Below are 15,690 nucleotides of genomic sequence, written 5' to 3' on the forward strand. Positions count from 1 at the left end.
CCCCCTTCGTGGGGCTCCGCCCCTACGCCCCTCCCTTTGCGCCTCTGGCCGTGGGTGTGTGGGCTTTCAGGTGAGGGGGATTTTGATACGCGACCTAGTGGTCGTGCCCCTTGATGCTGTGGATGAGGTGGGCGAGGTCGAGGTGTGGCAGAGAGAGCCTCGGCCCTTCGGGGTCTTTGGAGTCGCGAATGTAGGTCACGTCGGTGGCGTTCGTGGACAGTTCGACACACTCAAGCCCGTTGTCGCCGCTGCGACTCGCCTTCCGCCACAGGAGAGTCCTGATCATCCCAAGCCTTCCATGCTCTCTACGATCAACTGCCGGGTCGCCTCCTCCGGTAGGGCCTTGAGCCTGATCTGATCGTGCGTCACGAGGTACTGGCGCACAATAGTGGGATCTTGAAGCAACCGTGGTCCGGACTGACTTTCCTCGTAGGCCACCACGCGTTCCGGCAAGTGCAGTAGTACGAAGTGCCCGCTCTGGCCCGGGTACGAGCCAGCGGACAGAGGTACTACTTGAATGGCGACGTTCGGCATGGCCATCAGCTTGAGGACATGCGTCAACTGTTCCTTCATCACCTCCTTGCCGCCCACCCGTCGTAGGAGTGCCGACTCGTCGATGACCGACCAGAAGAGAGGCGGGTCGGAGCGTTCGAGAAGCTTCTGACGTTCCAGCCGTGTGCCCACCCACTCTTCGGTCACGGCTTCCGGGCGGTACGCAGCCTGGAAAAGAGCACGCATGTAAGCCTCGGTCTGGAAGAGACCAGGGACAGTGCTGGGATGGAAGGAGCGGATCTGCACACTCTGCGGCTCCAGCCTGAGGTAGTCCTCCCAGCGTTCCAGTAGGTATTCCCGCTGGGAGTGATACCAGAGGTAGTAGAAGAGCCTGCCGGCGCCAAAGTATGCGTCCAGCTTCTTGGCGAACTCCTCGTCGGGTTCGTACTCCTGTGCTTCGTACGCCTGGATAGTGGACCTGGCCATGTACAGCTCCTTGGCCAAGCCGTCTTGAGTGAGGCCCTTGGACTCTCGCCACCAACGCAGTGCGTACGCGAACGTCGCGTAGATGCTCTTCGTGCCGTCGATCGGCTTGGGCGGTCGGGACATGGGAGGCCGTCCTTTTGCCATTCCGCGAGTTGGCAATCGATTGTGTTCCTCAGCGTAGGTTCGAAGGCCACGCTGTGGGAGCGGAACGACACGATGCGCGACGACCGCCCTACGCCGAGGACGAGCCCATGTGCACACCTGAGTACCACCCCTCGCCCCGCTTCATGGCCGACGAGGTCCTGGAACGGGCCGTTCTCGCCACGCCCTCCTCGGTCGGGCTGCTGCGCGACCTGGCCGAGGCGCATCTCAACAAGTGGGGGCTCGCCTCGGTCGTGGACGACGCGACGCTGGTCATCTCCGAGCTGCTGACCAACGCGGTGAAGGCCAAGCCCCGGCACCTGATGGGGTTCCGGCTGATGAAGTGGCGCGCCGTCCTCTACATCGAGGTCTTCGACGAGAGTTCCGAGGACGCCGTACCCGCCGCTGCCACCGGGGACCTGCTCGAAAACGGGCGGGGCCTGCACATCGTCGCGGCGCTGTCCCGGCACTGGGGGCAGCGCCGCGAGCCGGGCGGCGGCAAGACCGTCTACGCCCTCCTGGACCTGCCCGGCTGATGCCTCACCGCCGCCGGAACCACGCGGCGACCGAGGCCTTGTAACCGTCGGGCATGGGCAGCCCGGGAACCTCGTCGGCGGTGAACAGCCCGACCTGCTTGTGCTCGTGGCTGAGCCGTGGCGCCAGGTCGGGGGTCAGGACCGTGCACCCGTAGGTGACGATCACGATGCGGGCCTCGGGCCGTGTCCCGGGGAACGGCTGGTAGATCCAGACGTCCAGCAGCGGTCCCGCCTCGACCGTCCAGCCGGTCTCCTCGGAGATCTCCCGTTCGACGGTCGCCTCGGGGGTGAGGTCGCCGCGTTCCAGGCGGCCCCCGGGCAGTTCCCACTCGTCGCGTTCGTTCCTCAGCAGGACCACGCGGTCGCCGCCGCCGACGGCGACACCCTTGACGGAGACGGGCCAGACCAAGGGGGGAGTCATGGCCGGAACGTAACACGGGCCGTCGGCCGCCCGGCCGTGCCGTACTCCGCGGTGACGCGGGCGAGGGTCTCCTCGCCGGGACGGAACTCGGCTGTGCGCGATGGGGCGCGGTGGCAGGATCCGTCCGCATGTACGGCTCTTTCCACTGGACGCGCCCACGTTTCTCCGGCGACCGGCTGCGCCTCGCCTTCGAGACCCTTCGCGCCGACGGGGGAGAACCGATGTACGGCGAGCACCGTGCCGAGGTCCTCCGGCAGCCGCCCTCGCCCGCGGACATGAGCCCGCACACGGGGCGCGGGTGCGAACCACGCCAGCGCCCTCAACGCGATGATGAACCTCGCCGATGAGCCACAGCGCCACACCCGGTACCTGGGACGGACCCTGGTATCGCGTCCGCACCGAGCAGTTCGAGGCGGCGTTCTTGCCGAGCGCTGGAGAAGACCCCGAGACGGTGGTCGACGCCGACGTCTTCGTGGACCTCGAAGACGGCTCCAGATGGAGCGCGACCATCATCACCCTCTCCCAGGTCGAGACCCTCATGAAGCGATGGGCTGCCAGCGGGGAAGCCCTCGAAGGCCGCTACTTCCGGGTCTCAGACGGGCTCATCGTCCGCGACGCCGGCGTCAGCAGCATGACCCGCCCAGCGTCCACCCTTCACTCTGAAACGATCAGTAAGACCTCGTGCTCACCTGATCGCTGTGGTCAGTACGGCTTGAAGTCGGGGTAGTAGGCCGCGGCTGCGGTGGCGGTGTCGATGTTCCGCGGGAAGAGCGCGGCTTCGTAGGCGCGGATGGCCGCGTCGATGTCCTCAGGCCGTTCGGCGATGGCGTTGCCGAGCTGTGCGGCGTCGAACAGCGCCCAGTTCGCTCCTTCGCCGTCCGGCGGTGCCAGGTGGGCGGCGTCTCCGATGAGCGTGACCCCGGGTACATGTTCCCAGCGGTGCCCGATCGGTAGCCCGTACAGGGGGCGGAACATCGGCGGGATGTCGCTGTCCGCGACCAGCGCGACGAGCTCCGGCGCCCACCCCTCGAACATCGCCGCGACCGTGCGGGCGGCCGCGGGGCCGTCGTTGAAGTCGATGCCGTCGAACCAGTCGAGCGGCTGGTCGAACATGGCGTAGGAGTGCAGGGTGTCCGCGCGCTCGCGCTGCACGCCGAGACCGATGCGGGTGGTTTCGTCGTAGGCGGTCATCGACCCGTCACCGACCAGCGCCAGGGTGGCGGGGTGCCGGGTGTCGCTCTCATACAGGTACGTCTCGACCATCGAGCGTCCGGCGTAGACGGGCGTGGCGTCAGAGAGCAGCGGCCGGACCTTCGACCAGGCGCCGTCGGCGCCGACGAGGATGTCGGTGACGATCGTCGATCCGTTGGCGAAGGTCACTTCGTGACGACCCCCTTCCAGGGTCCGGACCTTCTGGGTCTTGTGGCCCCAGACGACCCGGTCGGCAGGGAGGGATTCCAGCAGCAGCTGCCGGAGCTCGCCACGCTGCACCTCGGGGCGGCCTCCGGCGGGGTCGTCGGGCTGGTCCGCCAGGACGGTGCCGTCAGGTGCCACGTCGCGGGATGCCTGGCGACCTTCGAGGACGAGGGAGCGGAAGCCGTCCATCAGGCCGGCGGCACGGATCCCGTGCTGCCCGTTGTAGTCGTGGATATCGAGCATGCCGCCTTGGCCTCGGGCCTTCGCGGACGCCTCCGCTTCGTACACCGTGGACGGGATGCCGTGCACCGCCAGGATTCGTGCCAGTGTCAGTCCCGCGAGACCGGCACCGATGATCGTGATCTGAGTCATGCGCGCGTTCCTTACTGCTGGTGGGGTGAACCGGCGGCCCGGCCCGCGGGGGCTCCCGGCCACCACGCGGAGTGGCAGGGCCGGGTCAGGGGGAGCCGGGTGGCTCGATCCGGGATGCGAGCTGCTCCAGGAGGTCGTGGAGCCGCGCCCGCCCTGCGGCGCCCAGAGGCGCGAGGATCGACTCCTCGACACGGTCCATGGCCTCTTCGAAACCCTGGATCAGTTCGGAGCCCGCCGGCGTGACGCGCACCCGGCGGCTGCGCGTGTCATCCTCCTGCGTCAGGCGTTCCACGAGTCCGCGGCGCTCGAGCCCGGCCAGGAGCCGCGAGACGCTCGGCGCGCTGGTGCGCGTGGCCCGCGCGACGTCGCGCTGGATGGCGTCCGGGTTCTTCGACAGGTATGCCAGCACGGCGCTCTGCTCGTGGGTGAGACCGCGTTCCCGTATCCAGTCATCGGCGATGCGTCGCTGTCCCCACACGACCCACCGCATCAGCTCCAACGTGCTCTCCCGCTTCGGTCCGCTCATAGTTAACACACTAACTGTTGCATAGCTAACAATCAAGTCGCCTTGGGCCTTTCCCCTACATGGACATTCGCTGCGCGCGCCGAACCTCCTCATGCGGAACCTGTTCGCGGTGGCTCCGGCGACCAAGCTGCCCGGCAGGGACTTGGGGTGTGGACCGGGCCCGGACGTGCGTGGTGTGCGGCGCGCGGTTGCCGGAGGAGCCCTTGGGAACGCATCGCGCTCATGTCGAGTCCGTGCTGACGCGGCGATGACCGCAACGGCCGCTTGCCCACCGGGCGGAAATGCGATCATCTGGGAAGTGCCGCGATGCGTCTGGACGGTCACCCTCCAGGAGGTCCCTCTTGTTTTTCCGACGCAGGAAGCGAGACCCGGTACCCGCTGACCCCGGCGAACCCGCCGAGGCACGGACCAAGCCCGGCTCCGTGGCGGACGGGAAGATCCTGCTGTTGAACGGTGACTGGACCGCCGACATCTGGCGGCGCCAGCCCATCCGGGTCCCCGCGACGCTGGATGTCGAGTCCTTCCTCGACCAACGCCCGATGCCCTCGATCTGGCCGGAGGACGAGGAGTTCAACGCCTACCTCGGCGAGGACGACGAGGCCATGCGCCGTATGTGGGTCATGGTCCTGTTGCGTCACCCGGAGCGGGACGTCGTCCTCCAGTGCCTCCGCTCCCCATATCTGGAGAGCGTCGTTTGGCATACGGTCACGGTGGCCGACCTGCTCGTCGACTCGCCGGTGGCCGCCGAGGCCGCCGAGGCCGTCTGGCGTATGGACGACACGGGCGTGCATGAAGTGCTCAACGCCGTGCTGTCCCGTGGTCTGGTGCCCTCCGGCCATTCGCGGGCCCAGGCGGAGCGCGCGATCCGGCTGCTGCGGTCGGCCTGTCCCCACGACCGGCGAGGTTTCTTCGAACAGGAGATCGCCGACGAGGCCGAGCAGACGGCTCTTCGCCTTGTGGAACTGGTGGCGGCCGACCAGCGCGCGTACGGCGGGCTCAGCGAGCAGGACCAGGAGCACTGGCTCGACCTCGACTACGTGGACCGCCTGGTGCGCGATGGCTCGCCCCCGGACGGACTGGTCCACCGGGTCGAGATCCGGGCCATCGGACACCGCCTCAACCGCCAGGGCGGACTGCCGCTGATGCAGTCGGTCGCCGAGCGGGCGGGCAGCCTGAGCGAGCGCCGGATGGCCCAACGGAGGCTCAACGCGCACTGGGACGGCATCGGCGAATGGCTGGCCTGACCCGGCCGACCCCCAGACCATCGTGAGCTCCTCCGGCAGCCGCCCTCGCCCACCGACATGAGCCCGTGTCCGGGGCCGCCGGTCAGTCGCGTCTTCTGTCCTTTATCGACTGGCGCTGGCTCCAGCCGGCCGCGATCGCGAAGGCCACGACGACGGCCCAGTGCACGATGGGCATCCTGTACCGGCTGATGCGGCCCTGCCTGGCATCGGCCACGCCGTCGGCGGGATCGGTGGGCAGGTACCGCACCCGGACCCTGGCTCCGACCTTCGGCATCGACGTCCAGTCGCCCTTCGAGAGCGAGGCCCGCACCCGTGTCCCGGTCGCGGTCGTGAAGACCACGTCCGCGTAGCTGATCTTGCGCTCTCTCCATCGTTTGACGACGGTGCCGTCCGCCTCGACGGACTCACGGTCGCGCTGGACCGCATCAAAGGTGGCCGCCACCGCGAAGGCCGCCGCCAGCCCGGTGATCAAGGCGATCACGAGCGTGCCCAGGCCCGGAACCCACGCCCCGTGCGGCCTGCGGACCGTACGTGCTCGTCGCCGCCGTTCGTCCACAGCACCCCCTGCGTCATCTCTGGGACGCCTTCACCCGAGGGTGCGGTTCCGCATGCTGTCTTCTTTTCTCCGTTTCGCTGGGATCGGCGCGGCATCCGCAACATCGCCGCAAGCTCTAGCGTGGGTCCATGTCCACGATGCCCTCGCGGGTCGAACTGTGCCCGCTCACCCTCTCCGACCAGGACGAGTTCTGCTCGCTCGTGCGGGCCAGCACCGGGCTGCACCTACCGTGGATGCAGTTGCCCGCAACCGCCGAGGACTTCCGGGACTGGATGCGCCGCTTCGACGACGGCACCAACCGGGGCCTCCTGGTCCGCGTCCGCGAGACCGGCGCGGCCGCCGGGATGGTCAACATCAACTCGATCATCCGGGGCCGCTACCAGGGCGCGTCCCTCGGCTACGCCGCCTTCGCCCCCTCGGCGGGGCGGGGGTACATGACCGAGGGACTCACCCTCACCCTGCGGCACGCCTTCGGTGACCTGCGGCTCCACCGGCTGGAGGCCAACATCCAGCCGGCGAACAAGGCGTCCCTGGCCCTCGTCCAGCGGCTGGGCTTCCACTACGAAGGGCTCTCGCCCGCCTACCTCTACATCGACGGGGAGTGGCGGGACCACGAACGCTGGGCCGTCACCACCCCCGAACCCTGGACGCCCGACCCGTCCCTCCCCGAGGTCTGATCCGAACGGCGCTGCTCAGAGCGGATCCGCCGTGGGCGGATCGGGCTGTGAGCGGTGCGCGCGCTGCCGCAGAGTGAAGGGCATGAGCGAGGAACACAAGATCCCTTTGTTCGACGAGCGCATGCGGCGCGAGCTGTACGCGCAGCGTGTCCTCGTGCTGGACGGCGCGCTCGACGACGACAACGGCACGCTGCTGGCGGCCCAGCTGATCACCCTGGCGGGGGAGGACCCCTCGGCCGACATCGCGCTGTGGATCCACTCCCCCGGCGGGTCGGTGCCGTCGATGCTCGCGATCCGCGACGTCATGCGGCTGATCCCGTGCGACGTGGCCACGGTGGCGCTCGGCATCGCCTACAGCGCCGGGCAGTTCCTGCTGTCGTCGGGGACCCCCGGCAAGCGCCGCGCGCTGCCGCACGCCCGCGTGCTGATGCACCAGGGCTCCGCCGGGATCGCCGGCGCCGCCGTCGACATCGAACTCCAGGCCAACGACCTGCGCCACACCCGCGACACGGTGCTCGGGCTCATCGCCGAGGACACCGGCCAGCCCTTCGAGCGCGTCTTCGAGGACTCGCTGCACGACCGCTGGTACACGGCGCAGGAAGCCGTCGAGTACGGGTTCGTCGACGCGATCGTCAGCGCCTACGACGAGCTCGTGCCGGTCCGTCACCGTCCCGTGGGGCTCGGCGCCCCGTCCGGAGGAGCCACCCGATGAGCACCTACACGATCCCGAACGTCATCGCGCAGCACCCCCGCGGTGAACGGATCATGGACGTCTACTCGCACCTGCTGACCGAGCGGATCATCTACCTCGGCACCGCCATCGACGCGGGCGTCGCCAACGCCCTCGTCGCGCAGTTGCTCTACCTGGAGGCCGACAGCCCCGACCGCGACATCCAGCTCTACATCAACTGCGAGGGGGGAGACCCGAGCGCGATGCTCGCGGTGTACGACACGCTGCGCTACATCCGCCCGCAGGTGGCGACGACGTGCGTGGGGCAGGCCGTCGCGGTCGGCGCGGTGCTCCTCGCCGCGGGCGCTCCCGGGAAGCGCGCCGCGCTGCCCCACACCCGCGTCGTCCTGCACCAGCCGACGGGGCAGGGGCGCGGCGCGATCCCGGACCTCATCCTCCAGGCGGACGAGGTCGTCCGCGTCCGCGCGGACATCGAGCGCATCCTGTCCCGGCACACCGGGCAGGACACCGCGACGCTGCGCGCCGACACCGACCGCGACCGGGTCTTCACCGCGCGGACGGCGCTGGACTACGGCCTCGTCGACCACGTGCTGGAGGAACGGCAGCCGCTCCCCGCCTAGCGGCTAGGCGGCCAGGGCGTAGGCGGCCTGGCAGGTCGGGCCCGCCGGAGCGGTCGCGGCGGGCGCGGCCAGGAGGCTCCTGGCGACCTCGAACGTGAGGTCGGCGAGCGTCAGGTCCAGGGCGCCGGCGACCGCGGCGATCATCTCGCTCGACGGCTCCTTGACACCGCGTTCGATCTCGGAGAGGTACTGCGGGGAGATCCCGGCGCGGCGGGCGGTCTCCACCAGGATCTCGCCGCGTTCGACGCGCAGGCGCCGCAGGCACCGGCCGAGCGCGTCGCGCCACAGCGGCTCCGCCGGACGGCGCGGCGCGCCCGGCCCGTGCGGCGTCTCGTCGGCGGGCGCGGGCGGTCGGGTGATCTCGGCCATGCGCCCACCGTAACCCGGCGGCGCGAACGGGCACCACGCGTTCCGCTGATCGCGGAACGACGGCGGGACCGGTTCTCAGGCGGGGCCGGGCGGTGTGACGACCGAGGAGAGGGCCTGCGCGGTGCGGCCGACCACCGCGCGGCCGTCGTCGGCGGTGATGATCGGTCGCTGGAGCAGGGCCGGGTGCCGGGCCAGGGCGGTGATCCAGCGGTCGCGGTTCCGCGCGTCGCGGGGCCAGTGGGCGATGCCGAGCTCGGCGGCGGCCGGGTCGCCGGTGCGGGTGATGTCCCAGGGTTGCAGCCCGAGCCCGGCCAGCACCCGGCGGATCTCCTCCTCGGTGGGGGGATCTTCCAGATAGCGGCGGACGGTGTAGGTGGCGTCGTGGGCGTCCAGGGTCTCCAGGGCGACGCGGCACTTGGAGCAGTCGGGGTTGATCCAGATTTCCATGGCGTCCTGTTCTCAGGCGGTGAGGGAGAGGAACTCGGCGCGGGCGCGGGCGTCCTCGCGTAGCGCGCCGAGCAGGGTGGAGGTGGTGGTGCGGGCGCCGGTGGCCTGCGCGCCGCGCAGGGTCATGCAGGTGTGGTCGGCCTGGATGACGACGCCGACGCCCCGGGGGGCCAGCTCGTGGTGCAGCAGGTCGGCGACCTGCCGGGTGAGGCGTTCCTGGACCTGGGGACGGCCGGCGAAGTGCTCCACGACGCGGGCGAGCTTGGACAGGCCGACGATGCGCGGGCCCGGCAGGTAGCCGACGTGGGCGATGCCGGTGAAGGGCAGCAGGTGGTGTTCGCACACCGACCGCATCGGGATCGCGCGGACCAGGACGAGTTCGTCGTAGCCCTCGTCGTTGGGGAAGGTGGTCAGCTCGAACGGGCGGGGGGTGAACAGCTCGGCGTAGGCGCGGGCCATGCGGGCCGGGGTGTCGCGCAGGCTCTCGCCGTCGGTCGGTACGCCCAGCGCGTGCAGGAACCGCCGGGCGGCCTGTTCGGCCGCGGCCAGGTCCACGCCGCCGGTGCGCGCGTCCCCGCCGGGCGCGCCGTTGCCGGGTGCGCCCCTGCCGGGCGGACGGCAGCCGAGCGCGGTGCCGCCGAGCCCGCCGGCGCCGGCTCCCGTCTCGGACTCCGTGTCGGATCGCAGCATGTCAGCCGCCGTTCAGGGTGGCGACCAGGACCAGGGCGAGGGTGACGACGGCCAGCAGGCCGTGGCCGACCACGAGGGGCAGGGGGATGGCCCGTTCGGGCACGTCGGTCGTGGTGCGGGCGCGGTGGGTCGGGATCCAGCGGGCGAGCATGACGAAGCCCAGCAGCGCGACCGGCAGCAGGACGGCCAGCGCGGTCCAGGCCAGTGCGGTGGTGTCGGTGGCCAGATGGAGGATCCAGGCGACCAGACCGGCCGCGGCGAGCAGCATGTGCCCGAAGACCACCGGCGCCGGGAAGCGGGTGCGGCCCGCTCCCCGGTCGCGCAGCCCTCCGCGCCTGATCCACAGGCCCAGCATGGAGAAACCGCCGAGAGCGGTGAGCAGCCAGGTGACGAGTGCGGCGACGGCCATGGTGTCGTCCTGCCTTTCCGAGCGGGTCGGAGCTTGTCGGTTCGTGAGGTCGGAGGGGCGGCCGTTCAGGAGCGGAAGCCCTCGGCCTGGGTGGTCTCGTCGGCGACCCGGACGCCGTAGCGGTAGGCCAGCCTGCCCCCCAGGAAGCCGGAGACCGCCAGCGCCGCCAGGCTGACCGCCGACAGGACGATCTGCCCGGCCCCGACCGGCGCGGAGACGGGACCGGCCCGCCACGCCCAGGAGGCCCCGTAGGCGGCGGTGACGGCCAGGTTCAGCACCAGATGGACCCGCGCGGTGCGGAACGCGGCCGTGCCGGGCGGGATCGCCCAGTAGTCCAGGAACCCGAACACCGCCGCCGCCAGCGCTCCGATCACGCCGAGGGCGATCAGCCAGAGCGAGGCGCGGACCAGGAAGGCGGGCTCGTCGACGACGTGCGAGGCCAGGTCGAAGACCAGGCTGGCCACCCAGCTCCCGATCGGCACGGTCACCAGGATCGGGTGCAGCGGATGCCCGTAGGGGCCGGCCAGCGCCGTGACAGGCCGCTTGGCTCGTTGCGGATCGGTCACTGTCCACCTCCAATTCACCAACAAGTTTTAGTCTTATTGCCGAGGCGGGTCAATGACCTGCGCAGAGATCGTGTCAAAGTCTTTTTTGCCCATCTCAGTAGGTGTAATCTTGGAGCGTGACCCAGGACGCGTCCGCCTTGCAGGCGGTGGCGGCGCTCAGCGATGAGCTGCGCCGCGACATGTACGAGTTCATCCGCCGCTCGGCGGAGCCGGTGACGCGCGACCAGGCCGCGCAGAGCGTGGGGATCTCCCGCAAGCTGGCGGCCTTCCACCTGGACAAGCTGGTCGCCGTCGGGCTGCTGGTGGCCGAGTACGCCCAGCCGGGCGGGCTGCGGCGGGTGGGACGCGCCCCCAAGGTCTACCGGCCCTCCGACCGGCAGGTGCAGCTCAGCATCCCGCAGCGCGAGCACGGCCTGCTCGCCGAGATCCTGCTGGCGGCCGTCCGGGAGCAGCGGCCCGGCGAGAGCGGCGTCCAGGCCGCGCTGCGCGTGGCCGCCGAACGCGGCCGGCGGCTCGGGCGGGCCGAGCGGGACCGGCTCAAGCCCGGACGCCTGGGCGTCGAGCGGGCGCTGACCTGCGCGGGCCAGATGCTGGAACGGCACGGGTTCGAACCCGCCCGGCACGGCCCCACCCTGGTCCGGCTGGCCAACTGCCCGTTCCATCCGATGGCCGCCCAGGACCCCGACCTGGTCTGCGGGATCAACCACGCCTTCCTGGCGGCGTTCCTGGAGGGGCTGGACGCCGCCACCGTCACCGCGACCCTGGCCCCCCGCCCCGGCGCGTGCTGCGTCGAGCTGGGAGCGCCCGCCGGCGAACGGGAGGCCGGGCCCGACGACGACTGAACGGGAGGCCGTGAGGGCGGGCGCCGCCGTGATATTTTCGACGTCGCCGTGCGCCGCGTCGCGACCGAAGGAGGTGAGACCCATCAACGCTGTGACAGCTCGGGCCTCCCTCCCTCGCATGGCCTAGGGAGCGCCCGCGAGGCATTCCGAAAGGCTTGGAACGCGCATGCGCTTCACCTCTCAGACGTCGTCCGACGGCGTCACCGAACGTTCCTTCACCCTCGGCGAGATCCCCGGCGTGCTGTGGGCGCCGGAGGACGCCGAACCCCGCGCCCTGGTCCTCATCGGGCACGGCGGCGGTCAGCACCGGCGGGCTCCCGGCGTCGTGGCACGAGCCCTCCGGCTGGCGGCCGGGTGCGGGTTCGCGGCGGCCGCCATCGACGCCCCCGCCCACGGCGACCGGCCCAGGTCCGCCGAACACGAACGGATCATCACCGGGATGCGGGCCCGCATGGGCGGCGCGGGCGACCCGGCCCCGCTGCTGGCGGAGCTCCACACGCTGCTGGCCGCCCAGATCGTCCCGGAATGGCGGTCGGTCCTGGACGCTCTCGGGGACATGGGCCCGGTGGGGTACTGGGGCCTGTCGCTGGGCTGCGCCCTCGGCGTTCCGCTGGTCGCCGCCGAGCCCCGGATCCGCGCGGCGGTGCTGGGGCTGAGCGGGACGGCGGCGACCTCGGCCGAGGCCGCCGCCGGGGTCACCGTCCCCGTGCGGTTCCTGGTGCAGTGGGACGACGCGCTGGTGCCGCGCGAAGAGGCCCTGGCGCTGTTCGACGCCCTGGCCTCGAAGGAGAGGACGCTGCACGCCAACCCCGGCGGTCACGGGGACGTGCCCGCCTTCGAGACCGACAGCGCGTCGCGGTTCCTCGCCCGGCACCTGGGCTGACACCGCCGCCCGCCGTCCGCGCCGCCCGGGACCCGTTCCCGGGCGGCGCGCCCGTCAGGGGTAGGAGGTGTCGTGGACGCCCACCGGGGCGCCCATGGCCTCCTGCAACGACTCCAGCAGCGTTTCCAGGTCGCGGCCCTCGGGCTCGTTCAGGAACGCGGTGACGGCGGCGTGGACGTCCACGGTCGCGTCCGGACGGTCCGCGTCGTACCCGCCCATGAGGAAACGGGCGAAGGTGGGCGATGCCGGATCCTCGTCGAGCACCCATCCGCCGCCGACGTCGCTGAACATGTACTCGGCGCAATAAACGGTGAGCAGCAGGTCGAAGGGCTTGTAGCCGACGCTCTCGTAGAGGGTCAGGTCCTCGGAGGCGCAGATCGTGCGCATGTGCGTGAGGCCGTGGCTCGGGTGTTCGAGGAGCGTCTCGGGCGGGTCCCAGCGGGACAGCACGCCCAGGTGGACGACCAGCTCGCGGCTCGCCTCGATCCAGTCCGGCAGCAGTTCCCGGCGCTCGTCGCGGACGCGGGCCGCCGCGTCCGGGGTCAGCGGGTCGGGCAGCGGCTGCTCCGGATCGAACGGATACGCCATGAAACCTCCTGATCTCGACCGGGCGAACCCGCCCCCTAACGCACCGGGCACCCGCCAGGTCCGGACCGGGACGCCCATGCGTTCATCCGCCCCGGTGCGGGGCCGCCGCCCAGTCCCGCGCGGCACCCTGCCGAGTTCGCGCCACCGCTCGCAGGAGAGCCCGGCGCCGGGTGGGGGAGTCGCCCCCCGCCCCGTGCGCGCCCGGCGTCATCGCAGGTCGTGGAAGTCGGCGCAGGTGTAGGTCGGCGGGTCCGGCGTCCCGTCGGCCACCTCGATCGCCTTCACCCCGGGCAGGGCGGTCGCCGTGCAGGCCAGTTGGGCGAGGGCGGGACGGGGGAGGGGGCGCTCGCCGGAGGCGTCGACCCGGACCCCGGTCTCGGCGAAGCCGACCTTCAGGTCCTCGGGGACCGCCGAGGTCATGCCCCGGTTCCTCTCCTCCTCGGTGGGGCCCGACCGGAGCTGGTGGAACGCCAGGAGCCGATCGTCCTCCACCCCGGGCCGTCGCACCGGGACCAGCCTGCCGTCGCGGACGAGGTACAGGGTGTTGGGCGGATGCTCGCGGTCGGCCAGCGGCGGCCCCCCGGCGATGATCGTGCCGGTGGGCCGGATGCCGCAGGCGCTCAGCACGGTCACCAGGACGACCAGGACGGCACCCGCCTTCACGGCCCCACCTCCGGACCGCCGTCGCGCGCCTCGGGGTCGGCGGGCAGCCACACCGTGAAGACGGCTCCGGCGCCGGGCGCGTTGGCCACGTCGATGGCGCCGCCGTGCAGCTCGACGTTGGCCTTGGTGATGGACAGCCCGAGGCCGCTGCCCTCGCTCTGCGCGCGGGCGGCGTCGGCCTTGACGAACCGGTCGAACACCAGGGGGAGCAGGTCCTCCGGCACCCCCGGGCCGGAGTCGGCGACGACGAGGGTGAAGCCGGGCGTGCCGTCCCTGACGGCCTCGGCGGCGGTGACGGTGACCGGCGCCGCGCCGTGCCCGACGGCGTTGCCCACCAGGTTGGCGACGATCACGTCCAGCCGGCGCGGGTCGGCCCGCACGGTGAACCCCTCCGGCACGCCCATCTCGACGTGCCCGTCCAGGCCGCGGGCGCGGACGCTCCGGCGGACCGCCTCCGCGAGCCGCACCTCGTCCGGGACCAGGGACGCGGTGCCCGCGTCCAGCCGGCTGATCTCCAGCAGGTGCTCGACCAGGACCCTCAGCCGCCGCGTCTGCTCGACGACGATGCGGGCGGCGGTGTCGCCGTCGGCGCCGGTCCGCTCCTCCTCCGACAGCACGTCGAGGACCGCCGTCATCGCGGTGAGCGGCGTCCGCAGCTCGTGCGACACGTCGGCGACGAACCGGCGGGAGGCAGCCTCCATGGCCCGCAGGTCGGCGACGGTCCGCTCCAGCTCCCCGGCGGTGCTGTTGAACGTGCGGGCCAGGGCGGCCAGCTCGTCCCGGCCGGTCACGGTGACCCGGGCGTCCAGCCGCCCCCGCCCGAGCTGCTCGGCCGCGTGGCCCAGCCGCCGCACCGGCCGCAGGACGCCGCGCGCCGCGGCCAGCGCCAGGACGAACGCCACCAGGAGCACCGCCGCGTCGGCGGCGGCCACGCCGAAGGCCAGCGACCGCAGGTCGGCGGCCTCCTCGTTCAGGCTCACCGTGACGAACGCGATGATCGGCGTGGGCCGGGCCGGCTTCCCGGCGGAGTAGACCCGTGCGCCGATCACCAGCATGGGGGTGCCGTCCAGGTCCATCCGCCGGAAGGCCGTCCCCCGTTCGGCGGCCCGCACGAAGGAGTCGGTCACATAGACCTTCAGGCGGTGGTGCCGGTCCTCCTCCCGGATCGGGAGCGGCGCGCCGGGCGGGGAGTGGAAGGCGTACCCGGTACGGCAGTCGCTGGGACCGCACCTGGTCAGGACCGCCTCGATCCGCGCGGTGAGGTCCCCGTCCTCCGCCGGCACGGTTCTCGGGACGAGCCGGTTCAGCGTGGCCCTCGTCTCGAAGAGCCGGGCGTCCTGGGTGCGCTGCAGGATCGCCCGGCGGATGAGCTGGTAGGCGACGGCGGAGGTGGCCAGCGACGACACCAGCGCCATCGCCGTGAACCCGGCCGTCAGGCGCGCCAGCAGCCCCGTGGGCCACGGCCGTCCCGACGGGGCCGGGAATCCCGGACGGGACCCGAGTCGAGCGAACCTGCCGATCACCGCGACATCATCCAGACACCGGACGACACGTGTCCAGTGATGTCACGAAACGCGGACATCGGCCTCCGGCGTCACCGTCCCGCCGCGCGGGCGGTCAGTCGAGGCAGAACTCGTTGCCCTCGGGGTCGGCCATCACGATGTGGCCGGCGCCGAGCGGGGGGTCGGGCTCGTGGCGTTCGAGCCGGGTGGCGCCGTGGGAGACGAGCCGCTCGGCCTCCTCCTCCAGCGCCTTCATCCGCGCCTCCCCCTCAAGGTCGGGAGCGGCCCGCACGTCGAGGTGCACGCGGTTCTTGGCCTGCTTGCCCTCCGGCACCCGCTGGAAGAACAGCCGGGGCCCCGAACCGTCGGGATCCCTCAGCGCCGAGGCGTCGTTGCGGCGCTCGGGCGGCACCCCCGCCGCCTCCAGCGCCTCCTCCCACGACGCGAAGTCCCCGGGCGGGTCCTGGAGCCGGTAGCCGAGGGCCTCGGCCCAGAACGCCGCCAGCTTGGCCGGGTCGGCGCAGTCGAAAGTGATCTGTACGTCACGGGCCAT

Annotated in this window: 23 protein-coding genes; 8 read left to right on the plus strand and 15 right to left on the minus strand. The window is 71.6% G+C overall.

Annotated features, from left to right (window positions below):
- Positions 1-94: 94 nt before the first annotated feature.
- Both AKI01S_RS23080 and AKI01S_RS23085 read right to left on the minus strand, forming a co-directional pair.
- On the minus strand, positions 95-286 hold the full coding sequence (locus AKI01S_RS23080; protein ID WP_067821666.1) for a DUF397 domain-containing protein: 192 nt from the start codon (positions 284-286) through the stop codon (positions 95-97).
- On the minus strand, positions 283-1,101 hold the full coding sequence (locus AKI01S_RS23085; RefSeq protein ID WP_067821669.1) for a helix-turn-helix domain-containing protein: 819 nt from the start codon (positions 1,099-1,101) through the stop codon (positions 283-285). The genes AKI01S_RS23080 and AKI01S_RS23085 overlap by 4 nt, the downstream gene beginning before the upstream one ends.
- Before the next feature lie 128 nt (positions 1,102-1,229).
- Between AKI01S_RS23085 and AKI01S_RS23090 the strand changes: the two genes are divergently transcribed.
- Positions 1,230-1,655 carry an ATP-binding protein gene (locus AKI01S_RS23090; RefSeq protein WP_157420056.1) on the plus strand — a complete coding sequence of 142 codons (426 nt, stop codon included), beginning with the start codon at positions 1,230-1,232 and terminating at the stop codon, positions 1,653-1,655.
- Positions 1,656-1,659: 4 nt separating this feature from the next.
- On the opposite strand, the gene AKI01S_RS23095 is transcribed toward AKI01S_RS23090, so the two are convergent.
- Positions 1,660-2,076 (minus strand): NUDIX hydrolase, encoded by a 417-nt coding sequence (locus AKI01S_RS23095; RefSeq protein ID WP_067821676.1) that lies wholly within the window; start codon positions 2,074-2,076, stop codon positions 1,660-1,662.
- Between the two features lie 343 nt (positions 2,077-2,419).
- On the opposite strand from AKI01S_RS23095, the gene AKI01S_RS23100 reads away from it, so the two are divergent.
- Positions 2,420-2,803 (plus strand): hypothetical protein, encoded by a 384-nt coding sequence (locus AKI01S_RS23100; protein ID WP_218009781.1) that lies wholly within the window; start codon positions 2,420-2,422, stop codon positions 2,801-2,803.
- On the opposite strand, the gene AKI01S_RS23105 is transcribed toward AKI01S_RS23100, so the two are convergent.
- Entirely contained in the window at positions 2,779-3,864 is a 1,086-nt protein-coding gene (locus AKI01S_RS23105; RefSeq protein WP_067821679.1) for an FAD-dependent oxidoreductase, read from the minus strand. The genes AKI01S_RS23100 and AKI01S_RS23105 overlap by 25 nt on opposite strands.
- A gap of 85 nt (positions 3,865-3,949) precedes the next feature.
- Positions 3,950-4,390, minus strand: a complete 441-nt coding sequence (locus AKI01S_RS23110; protein WP_067821682.1) for a MarR family winged helix-turn-helix transcriptional regulator — start codon at positions 4,388-4,390, stop codon at positions 3,950-3,952.
- 422 nt (positions 4,391-4,812) lie between these two features.
- Here AKI01S_RS23110 and AKI01S_RS23115 point away from each other — a divergent pair, with 422 nt between their 5' ends.
- Complete coding sequence (locus AKI01S_RS23115; RefSeq protein ID WP_067821685.1) at positions 4,813-5,634, plus strand: hypothetical protein; 822 nt, start codon at positions 4,813-4,815, stop codon at positions 5,632-5,634.
- 82 nt (positions 5,635-5,716) lie between these two features.
- Here the strand turns inward: AKI01S_RS23115 and AKI01S_RS23120 are convergent, their stop codons facing one another.
- On the minus strand, positions 5,717-6,115 hold the full coding sequence (locus tag AKI01S_RS23120) for a DUF3592 domain-containing protein (RefSeq protein WP_067821688.1): 399 nt from the start codon (positions 6,113-6,115) through the stop codon (positions 5,717-5,719).
- A 203-nt stretch (positions 6,116-6,318) separates the two neighbouring features.
- Here AKI01S_RS23120 and AKI01S_RS23125 point away from each other — a divergent pair, with 203 nt between their 5' ends.
- The 3 genes from AKI01S_RS23125 (at position 6,319) to AKI01S_RS23135 (ending at position 8,178) form a co-directional block, all read left to right on the plus strand.
- Positions 6,319-6,867 (plus strand): GNAT family N-acetyltransferase, encoded by a 549-nt coding sequence (locus tag AKI01S_RS23125; RefSeq protein WP_067821691.1) that lies wholly within the window; start codon positions 6,319-6,321, stop codon positions 6,865-6,867.
- An 82-nt stretch (positions 6,868-6,949) separates the two neighbouring features.
- Positions 6,950-7,579, plus strand: coding sequence for a ClpP family protease (locus AKI01S_RS23130; protein WP_067821694.1), 630 nt, complete (start codon positions 6,950-6,952; stop codon positions 7,577-7,579).
- On the plus strand, positions 7,576-8,178 hold the full coding sequence (locus AKI01S_RS23135; protein ID WP_067821698.1) for a ClpP family protease: 603 nt from the start codon (positions 7,576-7,578) through the stop codon (positions 8,176-8,178). The genes AKI01S_RS23130 and AKI01S_RS23135 overlap by 4 nt, the downstream gene beginning before the upstream one ends.
- A 3-nt stretch (positions 8,179-8,181) precedes the next feature.
- On the opposite strand, the gene AKI01S_RS23140 is transcribed toward AKI01S_RS23135, so the two are convergent.
- From AKI01S_RS23140 to AKI01S_RS23160, 5 genes are all read right to left on the minus strand, one after another.
- Positions 8,182-8,547, minus strand: a complete 366-nt coding sequence (locus AKI01S_RS23140) for a helix-turn-helix domain-containing protein (RefSeq protein WP_067821702.1) — start codon at positions 8,545-8,547, stop codon at positions 8,182-8,184.
- A gap of 75 nt (positions 8,548-8,622) precedes the next feature.
- Positions 8,623-8,994 carry an ArsC/Spx/MgsR family protein gene (locus tag AKI01S_RS23145; RefSeq protein ID WP_067821706.1) on the minus strand — a complete coding sequence of 124 codons (372 nt, stop codon included), beginning with the start codon at positions 8,992-8,994 and terminating at the stop codon, positions 8,623-8,625.
- A gap of 12 nt (positions 8,995-9,006) precedes the next feature.
- Positions 9,007-9,684, minus strand: coding sequence for a GTP cyclohydrolase I FolE (folE, locus tag AKI01S_RS23150; protein WP_084000108.1), 678 nt, complete (start codon positions 9,682-9,684; stop codon positions 9,007-9,009).
- A 1-nt stretch (position 9,685) separates the two neighbouring features.
- The gene (locus tag AKI01S_RS23155) at positions 9,686-10,093 is read right to left on the minus strand and encodes a hypothetical protein (protein WP_067821709.1); all 408 of its coding nucleotides are present in this window, start codon (positions 10,091-10,093) and stop codon (positions 9,686-9,688) included.
- A 65-nt stretch (positions 10,094-10,158) separates the two neighbouring features.
- Entirely contained in the window at positions 10,159-10,659 is a 501-nt protein-coding gene (locus AKI01S_RS23160; protein ID WP_067821712.1) for a DUF2231 domain-containing protein, read from the minus strand.
- Between the two features lie 116 nt (positions 10,660-10,775).
- Between AKI01S_RS23160 and AKI01S_RS23165 the strand changes: the two genes are divergently transcribed.
- Both AKI01S_RS23165 and AKI01S_RS23170 read left to right on the plus strand, forming a co-directional pair.
- Positions 10,776-11,501 carry a helix-turn-helix transcriptional regulator gene (locus tag AKI01S_RS23165; RefSeq protein ID WP_067821715.1) on the plus strand — a complete coding sequence of 242 codons (726 nt, stop codon included), beginning with the start codon at positions 10,776-10,778 and terminating at the stop codon, positions 11,499-11,501.
- A 166-nt stretch (positions 11,502-11,667) separates the two neighbouring features.
- On the plus strand, positions 11,668-12,384 hold the full coding sequence (locus AKI01S_RS23170; protein ID WP_067821718.1) for a dienelactone hydrolase family protein: 717 nt from the start codon (positions 11,668-11,670) through the stop codon (positions 12,382-12,384).
- A gap of 54 nt (positions 12,385-12,438) precedes the next feature.
- Here AKI01S_RS23170 and AKI01S_RS23175 read toward each other — a convergent pair whose 3' ends face one another.
- The 4 genes from AKI01S_RS23175 to AKI01S_RS23190 all read right to left on the minus strand — a co-directional run bounded on the left by AKI01S_RS23175 (position 12,439) and on the right by AKI01S_RS23190 (position 15,690).
- Complete coding sequence (locus tag AKI01S_RS23175; protein ID WP_067821721.1) at positions 12,439-12,972, minus strand: hypothetical protein; 534 nt, start codon at positions 12,970-12,972, stop codon at positions 12,439-12,441.
- A gap of 207 nt (positions 12,973-13,179) precedes the next feature.
- A complete protein-coding gene (locus AKI01S_RS23180) occupies positions 13,180-13,635 on the minus strand; it encodes a GerMN domain-containing protein (protein WP_067821724.1) in 456 nt (151 codons plus the stop codon).
- The gene (locus tag AKI01S_RS23185) at positions 13,632-15,158 is read right to left on the minus strand and encodes a sensor histidine kinase (protein WP_084000110.1); all 1,527 of its coding nucleotides are present in this window, start codon (positions 15,156-15,158) and stop codon (positions 13,632-13,634) included. The genes AKI01S_RS23180 and AKI01S_RS23185 overlap by 4 nt, the downstream gene beginning before the upstream one ends.
- A 94-nt stretch (positions 15,159-15,252) precedes the next feature.
- On the minus strand, positions 15,253-15,690 hold the full coding sequence (locus AKI01S_RS23190) for a VOC family protein (protein WP_067821728.1): 438 nt from the start codon (positions 15,688-15,690) through the stop codon (positions 15,253-15,255).

The organism is Actinomadura kijaniata NBRC 14229, from assembly GCF_001552175.1.
Taxonomy (GTDB): domain Bacteria; phylum Actinomycetota; class Actinomycetes; order Streptosporangiales; family Streptosporangiaceae; genus Spirillospora; species Spirillospora kijaniata.